The 19,766-nt window shown below is 32.2% G+C and carries 11 protein-coding genes; all 11 read left to right on the forward strand.

The features are described 5' to 3' along the window. Nucleotides 1–505: 505 nt before the first annotated feature. The 11 genes from N4A68_02285 (at nt 506) to recJ (ending at nt 19,586) form a co-directional block, all read left to right on the forward strand. Entirely contained in the window at nt 506–1,519 is a 1,014-nt protein-coding gene (locus tag N4A68_02285) for a nucleoid-associated protein (GenBank protein MCT4563144.1), read from the forward strand. Nucleotides 1,520–1,819: 300 nt separating this feature from the next. Further along, entirely contained in the window at nt 1,820–4,219 is a 2,400-nt protein-coding gene (locus N4A68_02290; protein ID MCT4563145.1) for an ATP-dependent DNA helicase, read from the forward strand. A 254-nt stretch (nt 4,220–4,473) separates the two neighbouring features. Then, a complete protein-coding gene (locus N4A68_02295) occupies nt 4,474–5,925 on the forward strand; it encodes a diguanylate cyclase (protein MCT4563146.1) in 1,452 nt (483 codons plus the stop codon). Between the two features lie 253 nt (nt 5,926–6,178). Further along, nucleotides 6,179–8,128 carry a 1,4-alpha-glucan branching protein GlgB gene (glgB, locus tag N4A68_02300; protein ID MCT4563147.1) on the forward strand — a complete coding sequence of 650 codons (1,950 nt, stop codon included), beginning with the start codon at nt 6,179–6,181 and terminating at the stop codon, nt 8,126–8,128. 60 nt (nt 8,129–8,188) lie between these two features. Continuing rightward, a complete protein-coding gene (locus N4A68_02305) occupies nt 8,189–9,313 on the forward strand; it encodes a glucose-1-phosphate adenylyltransferase (protein MCT4563148.1) in 1,125 nt (374 codons plus the stop codon). Nucleotides 9,314–9,391: 78 nt separating this feature from the next. Then, on the forward strand, nt 9,392–10,510 hold the full coding sequence (gene glgD / locus N4A68_02310; GenBank protein MCT4563149.1) for a glucose-1-phosphate adenylyltransferase subunit GlgD: 1,119 nt from the start codon (nt 9,392–9,394) through the stop codon (nt 10,508–10,510). Between the two features lie 22 nt (nt 10,511–10,532). Next, a complete protein-coding gene (gene glgA / locus N4A68_02315; protein ID MCT4563150.1) occupies nt 10,533–11,984 on the forward strand; it encodes a glycogen synthase GlgA in 1,452 nt (483 codons plus the stop codon). Next, on the forward strand, nt 11,975–14,410 hold the full coding sequence (locus N4A68_02320) for a glycogen/starch/alpha-glucan phosphorylase (protein MCT4563151.1): 2,436 nt from the start codon (nt 11,975–11,977) through the stop codon (nt 14,408–14,410). Before glgA ends, N4A68_02320 begins: the two co-directional genes overlap by 10 nt. Nucleotides 14,411–14,433: 23 nt before the next feature. Next, nucleotides 14,434–16,332 (forward strand): type I pullulanase, encoded by a 1,899-nt coding sequence (pulA, locus tag N4A68_02325; GenBank protein MCT4563152.1) that lies wholly within the window; start codon nt 14,434–14,436, stop codon nt 16,330–16,332. 668 nt (nt 16,333–17,000) lie between these two features. Further along, nucleotides 17,001–17,627, forward strand: coding sequence for a hypothetical protein (locus N4A68_02330; protein MCT4563153.1), 627 nt, complete (start codon nt 17,001–17,003; stop codon nt 17,625–17,627). A 279-nt stretch (nt 17,628–17,906) separates the two neighbouring features. Beyond that, entirely contained in the window at nt 17,907–19,586 is a 1,680-nt protein-coding gene (recJ, locus tag N4A68_02335) for a single-stranded-DNA-specific exonuclease RecJ (protein MCT4563154.1), read from the forward strand. Nucleotides 19,587–19,766: the final 180 nt, after the last annotated feature.

Here is a 19,766-nt window from a genome sequence, read left to right on the forward strand (position 1 = left end):
ACCTGAAAGAATAAAATTCTTTTAGGTTTTTTTATATTTAAAATTTTTTTAAAAAATATGTTTAAAAAGTTTTTTTATAGGTATATATATAATATATAAAATAAAAGGAGATGATAAAAAGAATCCCAAATACTAAAGTAACAATAATTAAAAATATTTAATTATAAAGGGGTGAGTCCACCAAAAAATGAATGAGTTAAATACAGAGTAATAAGACAACTCTCACAGGATAATATGAGGGTTGTCTTTTATTATTTATATGAATCATATTTGCCAATAAATTAAGGTTGAAAAATATAAATTATTCTAGTAAGATTTTAATAGTTGAGGAAATCTCATAACTCTTACTTGGCTAGGCCTAATATGGGAATATCATCCTTAATTTGAATATTTAAGATATAGCATATTTGGTGGTATAGCTTTGGAGATTTTTAAATCATATATAGTAGATGGCCTTTATATAAGGGGATTATGGAATTTGCTCAGTTACTAAGGAGGATACGTTATGGAAAGTAATATAATAATAAAAAAACTGATTGTTCATGTATTAGATGCATCAGTTGGCACACCAGTTTTATCAGATTTAGAGTATGACTTAGATCCAGAAATTAATGAATATATAGAAACCCATATCATTAAATTGTTTAAGGATATAGACTTAAAGAAGGTATACTTTGAAAATAATGATAATGAGGTAAGAATGGATTGTTTAAGCTTAAAGAAAGGAGAAAAAGATTTTGTTAAGGTGAGTAAGGATATAGCCTCAATGCTGTACAGACTTATGAATCAAAATCCAGATATTCCCTCGGCAGATTTAATAGTTGTTCTATTTAAATTAGATAATATAGATCATATTGGAATTTTCAAATTTAATTATAAAGAATCCTATATTCATTTTTTACGTGAGGATGAAAATGGTAGAATTATAAATATTATAAAGCAAAGGACAGCATTACCTTCAATGACACAAAAAATAGATGAAGGTATAATAATAAACATCCATGATTTTTCAATATTATTAAAGGAAAAGAAATATGAAATAGATGGAGAAAAACAATTTTATCTATCTAGAAAAATACTTCATTCCACAGAAGTGCTATCGGATAAAGAAAAAATTGATATTATAAATAAAGCATCAAAAAAAGTTGTAAAAAAATATTGTAATGATGATGTTACTAAGATTGCACAGATAAAGAATGCAATAGCTGAGAGTGTTGAGGAGAGTAATACCATTAATGTTGAAGAGGTTAGCGATAAAGTCTTTGCAGATAATCCGGAAATGCAAAAAATATATACAGAAGAGATAGAAAAGCGTGGATTAAAGGAAAAATCTATTAATATAAATGAAAATCTTGAGAAAAGAGTTATGAAAAAACAACGTTTAGTTACTAATGATGGAATCGAAATTAAGCTCCCATCTTCATTACTATCTAGACGAGACAAGGTAGAATTTATATCTAATATTGATGGGACGATTTCAATATTATTAAAGAATATAACTGAGATAGAAGACAAGTGATAGAGTCTCTAAAATACTTATTATTGACAGTTAGATACATATTTTCCCGTGGCACCTAAATGAAAAATAGGAAAGGTTCATTTAGGTGTTTTATGTTTTTGGAAAATAAAAACTTGGAAATCTATAGTATATGGTTTTTATAGAAAGTAATTATGTAATTTGCTTAGTTATTTGTTCTTATATTATTGGACAACATAAAAGCCTTATTGCTATAATATGAATAGCAGATTTTGTTAAAATACTAATTAAGATATATAAATAACTGCAAAGATACTTACTTTTAATTGAAAGGCTGATAATATGTGCAATAAGCAGGAGATAAAAATATCAGTTAGAAACTTAGTGGAGTTTGTTCTGCGTTCGGGAGATTTAGATACTAGTTTTAGAAGTATGTCTAGAGCTGTGGAAGGAATAAAGGCCCACCAAAAAGTACAGGGGTCTCAAGATGAAAACTATGAAGCCGAAGTTACTTTAAAGCATAGTTTTGAATATAAAGATTTTATATTTTCAATTGAAGGCAGAGCCGATGGGATCATAAAGGAAGACCTAGAAGATAATGTAGAAATTAATGATTTCATGGTAAATAATTCAGATTTATATTCAATTTGTATAGATGAAATAAAATCTACTACTAGACCTCTAGAAATGATAGACGAAAACTACAATGAAGTTCATTGGGCCCAAGCAAAATGTTATGCATATATATATGCCCTACAAAATGAACTCACAAACATAGATGTCCAGTTAACATATTTTCATTTAGAAACGGAAATTGTTAAAAGTATTAGGAAAAGCTTTAGCTTTAAAAGCATAGAAGAATTTTTTTATGATATCATAGATAAATATATAGTTTGGGCAAGCTTTACATCTGAGTGGAGCATTCTACGTAATAATTCAGTCAATGAGCTAGTATTTCCCTTTGAAGGTTATAGAACTGGACAAAGACAGCTTGCAGTTTCAGTATATAGGACTATTAGAGATGGAAATAAATTATTTGCTCAAGCCCCAACAGGAATAGGAAAAACCATTTCTACTCTTTTTCCCGCTGTAAAAGCCTTTAGTGAAGGACATACTTCTAAGATATTTTATCTCACGGCTAAAACTATAGCTAGACAGGTTGCTAAGGAAGCCTTCATGAAAATGAGGGAAAAGGGTTTAAGATTTAAGACACTAACCTTAACTGCCAAGGATAAGATATGTTTTAAGGATGAGTCGAGATGTGACCCAGAATATTGTGAATATGCAAAGGGGCATTTTGATAGAGTTAATGATGGACTGTTGGATATTCTTAGAAATGAAGACGAATTGTCTAGGGGGATAATTGAGGAATATTCAAAAAAGCATAATATTTGTCCATTTGAGTTTTCCCTAGATTTAGCACTATGGGCGGATACGGTCATATGTGACTTTAATTATGTTTTTGATCCCAGAGTGTATCTTAAAAGATTTTTTGAATTTGGCAATAATGACTATACGTTTTTGGTAGATGAAGCCCATAATTTAGTAGATAGAGCGAGGGAGATGTTTTCGGCAACCCTCTACAAAAGACCATTCTTAGATTTAAAAAGGATTTTTAAAGATAAAGAGCCTAAAATAGCAAAGGCCTTAGATAAGCTCAATTCATATATGCTTGAAATGAAAAAACTTTGTGGAGATGAACTTTTTTATATACAATATGAAATGCCCGATGATATATCATATTTATTAAACAATTTGATGTCAGTAAGTGAAGAGTTTTTGGCTACAAAACAAGGAAAAGAAGGGCATAGGGAACTTCTAGATTTATTTTTTGAGGCCTTAAGCTTCACAAGGATTTTAGAATTTTATGATGATAGATATGTAACCTATGTGGAGCAAGATAATAAAGATGTAAAGCTTAAAATATTTTGCCTTGATCCATCGTATCTATTAAGTCAAGCAGTTAAAAGAGGCAAAACGGCCATATTTTTTTCTGCTACATTATCGCCTATAGAATATTTTAAAGACATTTTAGGAGGCCATGACGAGGATACCACATTGAAGCTGTCCTCTCCCTTTGACAAGAGAAATTTATTGCTTATGATAGGTGGCAAGGTATCAACAAGATATAGGGACAGGGATAATAGCTACGGCATAATTGCAGATTACATAGAAAAAGTATCAAAGGAAAGGGGAAACTATATGGCCTTTTTTCCTTCATATAGATACATGCATGATGTCTATGAAGTATTTAAAGAAAAGTATCCTAAATACAATACTATTATCCAAAGGAATACCATGACAGAGGAAGAAAGGGAAGAATATCTAAGTAGTTTTAATCACAATCCAAGGCAAACACTTGTAAGCTTTGCTGTAATGGGTGGTGTTTTTTCAGAGGGAATAGACCTCAAAGGGGATAGACTGAGGGGAGCAATAATAGTGGGAGTAGGATTGCCACAAATATGTTTAGAAAAAAATATAATAAGAGATTACTTTAATGAAAAAAATGATAAGGGATTTAATTATTCCTATATGTACCCTGGTATGAATAAAGTTCTACAGGCCGCAGGACGAGTTATACGTACTGAAAAGGATAAAGGAGTTATTTTGCTGATAGACGATCGTTTTATCTATAGTTCCTATAGAATGATTTTTCCAAGAGAGTGGAGTCATAATATAACCGTTTCATCACCGCAACAAGTAGAATCTCGCATCACTTCATTTTGGAAAAAGAATAAGTAGTATTTTTAATAATATATGAGATAATTTGTGCTTGGGATATGATATAATAACACTATGAAAAATATTGAATAGTCTGTAAATTTAATATTACCTATATCTTTAACTTAGTCCAGAGAGTCTTGCAGGATGATATTTGCATATTAGGCCTAGCCAAGTAAGAGTTATGCAATTTCCTCAAATTATATATTATTATAGATAACATTGACTTCAGACCAAGGTTCAAATATTTGTAATCTGCTAGGGGGTGAGACAATATGGAAATATTAAAAAGAAAGTGTGTAGATAAGAAAGTAGAAGAAGCTTTACAAGAAAACTTAAAGTTTCTTCAAACTGTTATTAATACTATTCCAAATCCAATATTTTATAAAGATAGTGATGGTATATATAAACATTGTAATACCGCATTTCTAGAATACTTAGATAAAGAATATGAAGAGGTTATAGGTAAAGGGGTTCATGATATTTATCCAAAGGAGCTTGCTGATATTTACTATAGAGCTGATAATGAGCTTATGAATAATAAGGGGAAGCAAATCTATGAAGCCAAGTTTATGTACAAAAACCATTCATTGCGTGATGTTATCTTTAATAAAGCGACTATCAAAGATAAAAATGATGGTGCCAGCGGTTTAGTAGGTGTAATAATGGATATTACAGAGAGAAAGCTTGCAGCAAAGAATATTGAAAGACTATTGAAAATGAAGGATGCCGCTATAGCAATAAATCAAGCCATTATAGCAACAAATAATATTAATGAGTTATTTAACTTAGTTTTAGATAAGATATCACAAGTAATTGATAATGCTGAATTTTCATGTGTTTTGGTTTTGAATGAAGATAAAAATTTAAGCGTTGCCGCTTGTAAAGGGTATGATGAAGAAAAATCAAAAAGCTATTTTCTTAACCTAAAGGATACCTTTTTATGGATTAAAACTAAGGGTAAATTAGATAATGCAATTATTATAAATGATATTCAAGAAATGCTTAAGGATCGGTTCCCTAATATTTTAGAAAATTACAGAGGTGCTAAAATAGAGTCCTCAATTAGTGCCCCAATAGTAGTAGACGGTGAACTATATGGTTTTGTAAATGTTGATAGTAGCAGTAATCATTCATTTGATGAGTATGATCTTGATATGATGGGATATCTTAGCAATCAAATTGCCATATTAATTAGCAATCATAGGCTTTATAAAGAAATAATATATCTGTCAAGATATGATAAGCTAACTAATGTGTATAATAGAAGTTATTTTGAAGAACTGTTTGGTAGCTACATTAAAGATGCCATTATAAATAAAAAAGAGTTTCTGTTAGTATTATTCGATTTAAATAGACTGAAGTTTGTAAATGATAACTATGGACATTTGGCAGGTGATAAGTTAATAAGAGTCTTTTCTAATAGTTTAAGTGATTTAATTGGATCGGAGGATTATTTTGCAAGATTTGGTGGGGACGAATTTATAGCTATTTTTTCTACTGATGAATGGGAAAAAACAGGAAAAATGTTTGAAGACTTAATTAGGGATTTTAGAAATAATCCGATTATATTTGAACAGAATAATATCATATGTGAGTTTAGTTATGGCATCGCAAAATTTCCATATGATGGTAAAAACTATGATCAATTAGTCAAAATTGCTGATGAGAGGATGTATAGTTATAAGAAAACAATAAAAAATATTCAGAAATTTCACCAAGATTAGAATTGAAATCAAGGAGCAATCCTTATAAGGGGCATTTTCCCAACTAAGTATGATCAAAACTTAGGGGCAGATGCCCTTTTTTTATTTGAAAAAATTATATTTTTGTAAAAAAGATTAAAAAGCTAGTATATTTTAATTTATTTGCATATATATAGAAAAGTAAAAAAAATGATTTATATAAAAGGCATTTATAAACTTAAGTGAAGTTTATGGAAAAAAAGAAGAACGCAGTAACAAAGGAGGAGAAAAAACTGTGGATAGAATTACCATTGACTATATTTCTACTGGGACATTGGATACATATCTTTTTCATCAAGGGAATCACTACAAATCTTATAACTTCTTAGGATCACATTTAAGGGAATACAAAGGATTAAAGGGTGTCAATTTTAATATTTGGGCACCTAATGCTAAGCATGTAAATGTTGTTGGTGATTTTAATAATTGGGTGGGCTTTGGGTATGATATGAAACCAATAGGTGATTCAGGGATTTGGAATATATTTATTTCTGGATTAAGGGAAGGAGAAATATATAAGTATGAAATTCATACTAAAAATGGAAGCAAAATCTTAAAATCCGATCCCTATGCCTTTTATTCAGAATTGAGACCAAATACTGCTTCAATAATAACATGCCTAGAAAAGTATCAATGGAAGGATAAGGAATGGCAAAACAAAAAAAATGGGGATATTTATCATGGGTCAATGAACATTTATGAATTACATTTAGGCTCATGGAAAAGAAAATATGATGGAGATTTTTTAAACTATAGAGAAATCATAGATGACATCCTTACATATGTTGTGGAAATGGGATATACCCATATTGAAATATTGCCACTTATGGAACATCCCTTTGATGGCTCGTGGGGTTATCAAACAACAGGATACTTTTCTGTTACAAGTAGATATGGCTGTCCAGAAGACTTTATGTATTTTGTAGATAGATGCCATCAAAGTAATGTAGGGGTAATATTGGATTGGGTACCGGGTCATTTTTGTAAGGATGACCATGGACTATACAAATTTGATGGAGAAGCGGTTTATGAATATGATACACCAGAAATGGCCGAGAATATTGAGTGGGGAACGGCAGTCTTTGATTATAGCAAAGGGGAGGTAGTAAGCTTTTTAATATCAAATGCTATATTTTGGTTTGATATTTATCATATAGATGGATTAAGGGTAGATGCGGTATCCTATATGCTTTATCTGGATTATGGGAAAAAGGATGGTGACTGTGTAAAAAATAAATATGGTGGAAGAGAAAATCTTGAAGCCATGGAGTTCTTAAAAAAGCTAAATAAAACTGTATTTAATGATTTTCCCCATGGCCTTATGATTGCTGAAGAATCCACATCATGGCCTGGTGTAACGGCTCCAATCCATATAGATGGGCTGGGCTTCAATTTCAAGTGGAATATGGGATGGATGAATGATATGTTGAGGTACGTGGAAATGGACCCCATATATAGGAAATGGCATCATAACCTAATAACCTTTTCATTCACCTATGCATTTACTGAAAACTATATATTGCCCTTATCCCACGACGAAGTAGTTCATGGGAAAAAATCATTGATAGAGAAGATGCCAGGAGGGTATTGGGAGAAGTTTGCTAATTTGAGGGTGCTATATTCCTATATGATAGGGCATCCCGGTAAAAAGCTATTGTTTATGGGCAGTGAATTTGCCCAGTTTATAGAATGGAATTATCAAAGGGAATTGGACTGGGGGATTTTAGATTTTGATATGCATCATAAAATTAAAAGTTTTGTGAAAGAACTAAATCACTTATACAAAAGAGAAAAATCCTTGTATCAATTAGATAGTGATTACAAGGGCTTCTCATGGATAGATCATCAGAACAATGAACAAAGTGTGATAGCCTTCATGAGAAAAGGAATAGAAGAAGATGAATTCATAATAATTATATGCAATTTCACTCCTGTAGCTAGGTATGATTACAAAGTAGGAGTACCCTATGGGGGTGAATATAAGGAAGTTTTTAATAGTGATTTAGAGAAGTTTGGAGGGAAAGGGGTAATAAACTGTGACAATATTAAATCCTATAACAGTAACTGGCATAATCAACCCCATTCAATCCGAATAAAAATTCCGCCCCTTGGGGCATTGTTTATTAAAAAAAAAGCAAAATCTTTAGATTATAAGTTAAATGCCTTTAATGACCCAAGAGAATGACCCAAAAACTTGTAACTTGCAACCTAAAACTTGGAACTAACAAATAAGGGGGATTCATCCATGGGAGATCATAAAAAAGAGATTGTGGCCATGTTATTAGCTGGAGGTCAAGGATCTAGATTGAAAAAATTAACTAGAAGATTAGCAAAACCTGCCGTACCCTTTGGAGGTAAGTACAGAATAATTGATTTCACATTAAGTAATTGCTTGAATTCCGATATAGATACAGTTGGAGTATTAACACAGTATCAGCCTCAAGTATTAAATTCTCATATAGGAATTGGAAGTCCATGGGATTTAGATAGGAAGGATGGAGGGGTTACAATTCTACCACCCTATGTGGGGCCTAATGGAGGTAGATGGTATAAGGGTACTGCAAATGCTATATATGAAAATATGGATTTTATAGATAAATATGAACCAGAATACGTTTTAATATTATCGGGGGATCACATATACAAAATGGATTATTCTGTACTCATGGAATATCATAAACAAAAATCTGCTGAAGCCACAATTGCAGTTATTGAGGTACCTTTAAACGAAGCCCATAGATTTGGAATAATGAATATAGACGAGAATAATAAAATATATGAGTTTGAAGAAAAGCCTCAAAAACCAAAGAGTAACTTGGCTTCAATGGGAATTTATATATTTAATTGGAAGATACTCAAACAGTACTTGCTTGAAGATGAAGGGGATGAAAGCTCCAATAATGACTTCGGTAAAGATATTATTCCTAAGATGGTAAACAGGGGACTGGATGTATATGCCCATGTGTTTAATGGTTACTGGAAGGATGTAGGTACCGTTGAAAGTTTATGGGAAGCAAATATGGATTTATTGAGTGAAGATAATAAGCTCAATTTGTATGATCGAAGCTGGAGGATATATTCTCAAAATCCCACTAGCCCACCCCATTATATTAGCAACACTGGCAGTGTCAAATCTTCTCTCTTGAATGAAGGTTGTGTTGTACATGGGGAGGTTCAAAATTCTGTATTGTTTCCGGGTGTATTTATAGGCAAAAATTCAAGGGTAGTAGATTCTGTAATAATGCCCAATACTAGAATTGAAGATCATGTGATAGTTAAAAGGGCCATAGTCATGAGTGAGGTTACAGTAAGACAAGGAAGTAGTATAATCAATAAAAATTCAAATGAGATAATTGTAGTAAATGAATAGTTTAAATCTGCTACCAAAGATAATTGACCCAAATACTTAATGTTAATTTTAAACTTTATCTTAAAAGGGGGATAAGACTTGAAAGAGCTTATGGGAATAATTAACCTTAGTGAAAGTGAAGGTGCAATAAAGGAAATTACTTACAATAGACCCATTGCCACCATACCCATTGCGGGGAGATATAGAGTTATAGACTATACCTTATCTAATATGGTTAATGCTGGAATACATAATGTGGCCATATTTACTCGGGGGAAAAGCCGATCACTGATGGATCATCTAGGAACCGGTAAGGATTGGGATTTAGATAGGAAAATAGATGGGCTATTTGTATTAAATCCAGTAATCAATCTGGATGAAATGATAACAAATAAAGGAGATATAGAGAATTTTAAGAATCATATGGATTATATTGAGCATAGCAAACAAAAATATGTACTTTTAACTAGAAGCTATATGATTTGCAATGTTAATTATGGTGATGCACTTAAATATCATAAAAAAACCGGTGCAGATATTACTATAATCTATAAGAATATGGAAAACCATCACCATAAATTTATAAATTGTGACACATTGAATCTGGATGCAAGCAGCAAGGTGATAAGTATAGGAAAAAATACTGGAAAAACAAAATTTTATAATATGTCAATGGAAATGTATATTATGAAAAAGGAATTATTCTTAGAAATAATTCAAAAAAGTATTTCAACCGGTGAAAGTGAATATTTGAAACAAGCAATTTTTTTAAATATGAAAAATTTAAATGTTAATGCATATCCCTTTAGAGGATATTTATCATGTATCAATTCCATACAAAATTATTATAAAACCAATATGGAACTATTGGATATAAAGATTTCCCAGGAGTTGTTTTATAAGAATGGGTTAATCTATACCAAAGTCAAAAACGAACCTCCAACAAAGTATACAGATAGCGCCAAGGTGACAAATTCTATTGTGGCAAATGGCTGTGTAATTAAAGGCACTCTGGAAAATAGTATAGTTGGTAGAGGTGTAGTAATCAAAAAGGGAGCTGTTGTCAAGGACAGCATAGTTATGAGCAAAAGTGTTATTGAAGAAAGAGTTTATCTAAAAAATGTCATCCTCGATAAATATGTTCATATAACAAGGGGAAAGGTGTTATATGGAGATAAAAAAAATTCATTTGTAATTAAGAAAAATATGAAGTTATAAAAGACGTGGAGGTATAAATATGTTGAAAGTATTATATGTGGCATCGGAAGTAGTTCCTTTTGTAAAAACCGGGGGACTAGCAGATGTAGCATTTTCTTTACCTAAGGAACTAAGGAATCTGGATATAGACGTCAGAATAATACTTCCAAAGTATTCAAAAATACATGAAATATTCAAGAAGGCCATGACATTTCAAAAAAATTTCAATGTACCCGTAGGATGGAGAAAACAATATTGTGGAGTAGAATATTTAGAGTATGAAGGTATACCATTCTATTTTATAGATAATGAATATTATTTCAAACGAGATGGTATATATGGATTTTATGATGATGGAGAAAGATATTCTTTCTTTTGTAGAGCTGTATTAGAAACCATAGCCAATATAGATTTTATACCCCATATTATTCATTGTAATGATTGGCACACTGGGATTTTAAGTACATTGTTAAAGGAACACTATAAAAGCAATCCTTTATACGAAGGAATTAAGACTATCTTTACTATACATAATCTAAGATATCAAGGGGTATTCCCAAAGGAGATATTAGGAGATTTATTAAGTCTAAGTATGGAATATTACCATGTAAATTCCCTTGAGTTTTATGGTGGGGTGAGCTTTATGAAGGGAGGAATTAACTATTCAGATATAGTCACTACAGTTAGCAGCACCTATGCAGGGGAAATACAGAATCCATATTATGGTGAGAAGCTAGATGGTATTATCAAATTGAGGAAAGAAGACCTATATGGTATTACGAATGGTATAGATTATGAATTATATAATCCCGAAAGGGATGAGGATATTTTTACAAGGTACAATATTGATTTGCCGGAAGGAAAAAAAGAAAATAAAGTAATGCTTCAAAAACTTTTAAATTTGCCCCAAAGGAAGGATGTACCCGTAATAGGAATGGTTTCTAGGTTGGCCCATATGAAGGGCCTAGACCTATTATTACATGTATTGGATGAACTAATGACCGAAGATATTCAAATGATTATTTTGGGAACTGGAGAGCCCTATTTTGAATCCAGGCTGAGGGAATATGCAAGCAAATATTCAAATAAAATTGCTATCAATATTCTATTTGATGAAGCCCTTGCCCATAAAATTTATGCCGCTTCTGATATGTTCTTAATGCCATCTAAATTTGAACCCTGTGGACTTGGTCAGTTAATAGCATTAAGATACGGAGCAATCCCTATTGTAAGAGAAACAGGGGGGCTAAAGGATACCATAATTTCATACAATGAATATACCCATGAAGGGAATGGATTCAGCTTTACCAACTATAATGCCCACGATATGCTTTATACAATAAAAAGAGCATTGGGACTTTATAGAGATGAAAATACATGGATGAGAATAGTAACTAATGCCATGAAGGAAGACTATAGCTGGAAAAATTCAGCTAAGATTTATAAGGATTTGTATGAGAAGGTATATAAAAGGGAGTTGGTTTTATGGGACTGACCAAGGAGAAGTTTAAGGCTGATTTTATAAAAAAAGTAGAGTCTGAAAGAGCAAATAGTATTGAAGAAGCTTCGGACTTAGATAAATATTATGCTTTAGCCAGCCTTATAAAAGATTATATATGTGAAAATTGGGTAAAGACCAATACAAAATATATCAGTAATAAAGAAAAGCAGGTATACTATTTTTCTATGGAATTCCTTATTGGAAAGCTCCTCGTAAATAATCTCATAAATCTGGGAATAAAGGATACTTGTGTACATGGTTTAAAGGAGTTAGGCATAGATTTGGAAAAAATCAAAGAAATCGAAAGAGACCCGGGCTTGGGAAATGGTGGGCTTGGAAGATTGGCGGCATGTTTTTTAGATTCCATGGCTTCTATTGGTATATCAGGTCATGGCTGTGGAATAAGATATAAATACGGTCTTTTTGAACAAAAAATAATAGATGGATATCAAGTAGAGTTTCCAGACAAATGGCTTCAAAATGAAAATGTGTGGGAGATAAAAAGAACAAGTAAGGCTGTGGAGGTTAAATTTGGAGGCGAAGTAAGGGCTATAAATGAAAAAGGGAGACTGAAATTTATCCATGAAAACTATGAGTCCATATTAGCAGTTCCATATGATACACCCATAGTGGGATATGAAAATAATATAGTCGATACCCTAAGACTCTGGAGTGCAGAAGCTCAAAAAAAGGAATTCGACTATTCTTCATTTAGTAGGGGAGAGTATTTAAAAGCCTTTGAACATAAGCATTCCATTGAATCAATTTCCCAGGTTCTATATCCAGATGATTCCTATGAAGAGGGAAGAATTTTAAGATTAAAGCAGGAGTACTTTTTAGTTTCTGCTGGTATACAAAGCATTATTAGGACATTTAAAAAGCTAGAAAAGCCAATAGAAGCTTTCCATGAATATGTGGCAATACATATAAATGATACCCATCCAGCATTGGCTATACCTGAACTCATGAGGATACTCATGGATGAAGAAGGCATGGCATGGGAAGAAGCTTGGAAGGTGACTACTAAAACAATGTCCTATACTAATCATACTATTATGGCAGAGGCTTCAGAAAAATGGAATATAGATATGTTCAAAGCCTTGCTTCCACGTATATTCATGATCATAAAGGAGATAAACGAAAGATTTTGTAGGACTTTATGGGATAAAGGGTATACCAATGACTTTGATAAAATAGCACAAATGGCAATAATATCCTATGGACAGATTAGGATGGCCCATTTAGCTATTGTAGGAAGTCATAGTGTAAATGGTGTAGCTAAATTACACACTGAAATATTAAAAAAACAAGAATTTGTAGATTTTTATAATATATATCCTAAAAGATTTAATAATAAGACCAATGGAATCACCCATAGAAGATGGCTTCTACAATGTAATCCTGAGTTGGCAGATCTAATAACAGATACCATAGGAGAGATATGGATAGCTTTGCCCATGAAGTTAAGAAGGTTATTAAGATATAGAAATGATCCTGGATTTCAAGAAAAAATTTATAAAATAAAACAAAACAATAAGTATAGATTAGCAAATATTATTAGGGATAAGTATGCAATAAATGTAGACCCAGAATCTATTTTTGATATACAGGCAAAGAGGCTTCATGAGTATAAAAGACAAAAGTTAAATCTATTACACATAATGTATCTGTACGATAGGCTTATTGAAAATCCAGACCTCGATATAGTTCCTAGGACCTTCATATTTGCCGGAAAAGCTGCACCGGGATATTATATAGCAAAACAGACCATAAAGTTAATTAATACTTTAGCTTACAAAATAAATAATGATAAAAGAATCAAAGATAAGCTAAAGGTTGTATTTATGGAGAATTATGGAGTAACCTTGGCACAGCAGATAATTCCAGGAGCTAATGTAAGTGAGCAATTATCAACAACAACTAAGGAAGCATCTGGAACAGGGAATATGAAATTTATGATGAATGGAGCGATTACAATAGCAACCCTTGATGGTGCTAATGTTGAAATAAAGGATGTTGTAGGAAAAGAAAATATAGTTATATTTGGGCTAAAGGAAAAAGAGATATTTGAACTATATAGTAGTGGAACATATAACTCTATAGATTTATATAATGATGATATAAGGCTAAAAACTGTAATAGATAGGCTTATAAATGGATTTTTCCCCGTAAAGCATGAAGAGTTTTTAATCATATATGATTCCCTTCTTAAGCATAATGATGAATACTTTGTATTAAAGGATTTTGATTCCTATGTTAAGGCTCAAGAGAGAATAGATGAGTTATATAGAGAAAAATCCAAATGGCTCGAAATGTCCATAATAAACATAGGTTCATCGGGAATATTTTCAAGTGATAGGACAATATATGAATATGCTTCTAGTGTATGGGATATAAAACTATTTAGTAATTATTTTTGAAATCCTAAGGAGTGCAGTGGCAGTTGAGTAATGATTTAATAAAATGGGAGAATTATATTTATAGTGGAAATGATTTAGGAGCAACTTATAATAAAGCATTTACAGTATTTAAGGTTTGGGCACCAACCAGGGATGATGTAAAAACCATAATATATGAAAGCTATGATGATAAACAAGGAAAAGCATATCCCATGATCAGGGATGAAAATGGGATATGGTTTTTAAGGTTAGAAGGTGATTATAGTAATAAATATTATAATTATCTAGTGCTTGCAAATGGAAAAGAAATCGAGACACCAGACCCTTATACCAAGGGAGCAGCTGTAAATGGAAGTAAAGGAATGATAGTAGATTTTCAATTAATTAATCCCAAGGGATGGGATAACCATTTAATGCCTAAACCTATAGAAAGTACTCAATCAATAATATATGAAATGCACATAAGGGATTTCTCTATCGATAGAAATTCGGGTATAAAAAATAAAGGTAAGTATTTGGCATTCACAGAAAAGGGGACTAAATCAATAGATGGTTTAGCAACAGGATTAGATCATCTATTAGAACTTGGAATTACCCATCTTCATTTATTACCAGTCTTTGATTTTTCAAGTATAGATGAAACAAAGGAAGGTGAGTATAACTGGGGATATGACCCCTATCTATATAATGTGCTTGAAGGGTCATATTCTACAAATCCATACGATGGAGCAGTTAGGATCAAAGAATTTAAAGAGATGATAATAAAGCTACATGAAAGTGGAATAAGGATCATTATGGATGTTGTATATAATCACACATTTAATATAGAAAAAAGTCCCTTTGAAATACTGGTACCTAATTACTATTATCGAAGAAATATAAATGGTATATATACAAATGGTTCAGGCTGTGGAAATGAAACGGCCTCAGAAAAACCCATGATGAGGAAATTTATATTAGATTCCCTAAAGTACTGGGCTAAAGAATATAAAATCGATGGTTTCAGATTTGATCTGATGGCCTTACATGATATAGACACAATGAAGGAAATAAGTAAAGAGTTAAAGAAAATTAATCCCCATATTTTAATTTATGGAGAGCCGTGGACAGGGGGAGATTCATCCCTTGACTACGAATTGCAGTTTAGGAAAGGGAAACAAAGAGGTACTGAGATAGCTTTATTTAATGATGATTTCAGGAATTCCATAAAAGGAGATAATGATGGAATACAGAGAGGCTTTATTAATGGAGCCTCAGGATTAAAAAGTGAGATTAAAAAGGGAATTGCTGGGAGCATAGACTATAATTTTGAATTAAAAGGATTCGCTCAGGAGCCTAGTGAGACCATAAATTATGTAAGCTCCCATGATAATCTAATCCTGTTTGATAAAATTTTGAAGAGTAATGGATATGCTACCGATGAAGAAAGGGAAAGGATGAATAGATTGGCATTATCTATCATACTTACCTCCCAAGGTATACCCTTTATACAGGGGGGAACAGAATTTTTAAGAACCAAGAAGGGTAATCATAATAGCTATAATTCAGGAGATAGTATAAATGGTATAGATTGGAATAGAAAAAAATATTATTCTGACACATATGAATATATAAAAAATCTAGTTGCCCTTAGAAAAAGTCAGAAAGTTATGGCATTAGATAGAGGTGAAAAGATAAGAAAAAGTCTTGAATTTTTAGATTCTCCGGATAAAACCGTTGCATATACTTTGACATCTCCCTATAAAGAGGATTATAGCCCCATGGTTATAGCCCATAATTCAAATAGAGATGAAGTGAAAATCAAGCTTCCCTTAAGGGGAGAATGGAAGGTTATTGCAAATGAATCTGAAGTAAATGTAAGGGGTATGTCAAGGGGCGTAAAATATTTTATTGATGAAGCAATCATTGCTCCCTTATCAACCTATATATTATATAAAGTATAAGAGCATAGATATTCTATATAGAACCCACCTATAAATCCACATTTTGATTTTTTAAATAGCAAGAGCTTCAATGCTTTTCAAGGAATAAAAATGCAAAAGATTTATTGGGATTCCTATAGTTAAAACCATACTTTGAACTCTAGATATATGCTCATTATCCTCAAATTAGTAAAAACATAGGACTGTATCCTTATCAATACATTGATAAATGATACAGTTTTTTTATTATAAATTTAGACTAGTGTCTACACAGTCTTTCATTCCTTGTCATACTATGATAGTGAAAACAGAATAAATGGTTTTCCATAAATATCTCCAGGTATAGGGGTTTTTATATAGATTTTAACTTATACTATGAAAACCCTATATAGATATGTGACTAAGAAAATTAATAAAAAGAAAAGAGAATGACTTCAAGAATTTAGTAAGAAAACTATCTGAAAGATTTATAAAAAATTCGTAGAACTGACAGGACGTCAGTTCTTAGGCCATGAGGCATGGACGCTGAACGGGAGCGTTAGAATTTTTCTCAAAGCTTGAAGATAAAGTTTTCTCTAAATTCTTGTCGGATTGAACGTTCTTTTTATTAATTTTCAAAATCCAACATCTATATTATTGATCTATGGGTAGTATCAATAGAGCATAAAGGGGGGAAGCATGATAGTATTATGAATAGAAGAAGAGGTTTAAGGCAAATGAAGGACGATTATAAAGATGAGTCAAAAATAATTGATATAGAAGATTATATTGAGGAAAATGATGATAACTCCGCAGATGAATTAACTAATACTGAAAATAATTCATTAATAGACCCCGCTACACAAGCACCTTCGATTGAGGATCTACTTGAAGAATTTTTTAAAGGAGAAGATGCAGAAACATTAGAGCAGATGAAAAAACTCTTGGAGGTATTTAAGCAATTAGAGGGCCCTATGAGATTCATACAACAGATACAAGGGCCACTAAGATTTATACAGCAAATCCAAGGACCATTAAGATTTATTCAGCAGATACAAGGGCCTTTACAGCTGGTAAGGCAATTACAAGGACCTATACAGATGCAACAAATGATGCAAATGCAGCGGCCATTAAGATCGCCAATAAACCAAATAGCTAACAGACAATTTCAGCATCAGGCTCAAAGACAAGTTCAAAGACAGTTTAGTAATCAGATTGAAGGAATGCTACAGCAACAGATACAGGGCATGATCCAAAGGCAGATTAAGCAGAAGATACAGCAACAAATACAAAACCAACTACCAAATCTCTTAAACAATTTTTTTAACAGAAAGTAAAAATAAATCCAAGGAAATAACCTTGGATTTAAGCTGCCTAAAAACCCGAATTTCTTCGTTGCTGCTGAAACCAAGAACCCTTACGTATGTCTATATACGCTGCGGCCTCTCGGTTTCACCACGCCTCGAACTTCAGGTCTTTAGGCAGCCTGTCATCTTGTAGACTTTGTCTACAATCTGAATCCAAGGAAATAACCTTGGATTTATTTTTTTGAATATGGCTCATATCATATGATAAAATGTTTATATATTTTATCATTGTTTGATTGGAGGATTCTCATGGAGAAGGTTTGGAATATAGTTTCTGAAAAGGTTGAGGGCTTATCTATAGTTGAAGGTATACTCCGTAGTAAGGGGATTACTGAAAAAAAAGATATAGAAGAATTTTTAAGTGATAAACCCCAAAGGACCTATGACCCCTTTATCATAAAAAATATGACCGAGGCTGTAGGCACAATTATTCGGCATATCACAAAGGGCAATAGGATTGTAATTGCTGGAGATTATGATGTGGATGGGGTTACAGCAACATCATTGTTATTAGAATTTTTAGGTGGAATAACTAAAAATATAGATTATTACATACCTAACCGTTTTACCGAGGGTTATGGACTGAATATAGAAGCTATAAAGCACATAAAAGAAGAAATGAAGGCTCAGCTTATTATTACAGTAGATAATGGAATTAGTTCCGTTGAGGAAGTGGATTATGCAAATGAATTAGGATTAGAAGTGATAGTTACTGATCACCATAATCCTCCGGAGAAGCTGCCAAATTGTTTAATACTCGATGTAAAACAAGAAGGCGATGACTATCCCTTTAAGGAATTATGTGGCTGTGGTATAGCATTCAAGCTTGCACAAGCAATTCAGAAAACCTTGGGATTACCTAAAGGTACATTATCAAGACTTCTAGATTTGGTTACCCTTGGAACCATTTGTGATATTGTACCCCTTGTGGACGAAAATAGAACTCTCATTAAATATGGATTAAAAAGTATAAATGCAAATAGACGTTTAGGTATTTCTGTTTTAAGACAGATAGTAGGCCTTAAGGATAAAGAAATAACCGCAGGAAGGATTGGATTTGTAATAGGACCATGCTTCAATGCAGCTGGGAGACTTGAGGATGCAAAATATGGTGTACAGCTGCTTATTTCAAAGGATATAGCCGCAGCTACAAAATTATCGAAATACTTATATGATTTGAATAAAGAGAGAAGAGATGTCCAAGAGGTAGGGGAAAAGCTGTGTAAGGGTATTGTTGAAAAAGAATATACCGATAAGGATTTTTTAGTCCTACGTGCAGATAATATTTCAGAAGGGGTCATTGGGATCGTTGCTGGAAAGATAAAGGATATTTTTTATAAACCCACATTAGTGGTTACAAAAAGTGAAGATGGATATTTAAAGGGAAGTGGTAGAAGTATATCGGGAATAAATATATATGAAGAAATGAAAAACTGCTCTGATCTTTTTCTAGGCTTTGGAGGTCATGGCATGGCTTGTGGATTTTCCATAGAAGAGGAAAAGCTAGATGAACTAAGGTCTAGATTAGACTTCAGAGCTAAAAGAATCAAAAAAGAAAATCCCGATATATTTGTACCAAAATTAAATATTATGACGGAGATCAAATCAGAGGATTTCACTACCCAGCTTGTGGACAATATATCAAAACTAGAGCCCTATGGAATGGGGAATCCTAGGCCTTTGTTTGTCATAAAGGATATAGAGGTTGAGAGAACTAAGACAAGGGGTTGTGGAACCGATGGTAAGCATCTAAAATTTGTGGGAAATAGGGGCAGTGTCACTTTAGATGGAATAGGATTTTCATTAACAGAAAGATATGTAAAGCTGGGACAACCCGCTTCTATGGATGTTGCTTTTTCTGTAGACATTAATGAATGGAATGGGAATATCAAGCCTCAAATGGTTATTGAAGATTTTAAAAGTGTATAAAAATGTACATAAGTATAAATTCAAAAAAAAATGCAAACCTTACAATAAAATTGCAAAAAAAATTATCAGAGTGTTCTGATTATCTGTTATAATTGGATATAGGTGGATCATTAGGCATATGGAAAAAATAATGAAAATTACTTAACAATCCGACCTGTTTATTTTTTAATGTGCCTTAGA

The sequence above is a fragment of the Maledivibacter sp. genome (assembly GCA_025210375.1).
Lineage (GTDB): Bacteria > Bacillota > Clostridia > Peptostreptococcales > Caminicellaceae > JAOASB01.

What these genes read in the sequence shown, in the direction of transcription:
- N4A68_02285 (MCT4563144.1), top strand. Translation starts at nt 506, where the DNA reads ATGGAAAGTAATATAATAATAAAAAAACTGATTGTTCATGTATTAGAT.
- N4A68_02290 (MCT4563145.1), top strand. Translation starts at nt 1,820, where the DNA reads ATGTGCAATAAGCAGGAGATAAAAATATCAGTTAGAAACTTAGTGGAG.
- N4A68_02295 (MCT4563146.1), top strand. Translation starts at nt 4,474, where the DNA reads ATGGAAATATTAAAAAGAAAGTGTGTAGATAAGAAAGTAGAAGAAGCT.
- N4A68_02305 (MCT4563148.1), top strand. Translation starts at nt 8,189, where the DNA reads ATGGGAGATCATAAAAAAGAGATTGTGGCCATGTTATTAGCTGGAGGT.
- N4A68_02320 (MCT4563151.1), top strand. Translation starts at nt 11,975, where the DNA reads ATGGGACTGACCAAGGAGAAGTTTAAGGCTGATTTTATAAAAAAAGTA.
- N4A68_02330 (MCT4563153.1), top strand. Translation starts at nt 17,001, where the DNA reads ATGAATAGAAGAAGAGGTTTAAGGCAAATGAAGGACGATTATAAAGAT.
- recJ (MCT4563154.1), top strand. Translation starts at nt 17,907, where the DNA reads ATGGAGAAGGTTTGGAATATAGTTTCTGAAAAGGTTGAGGGCTTATCT.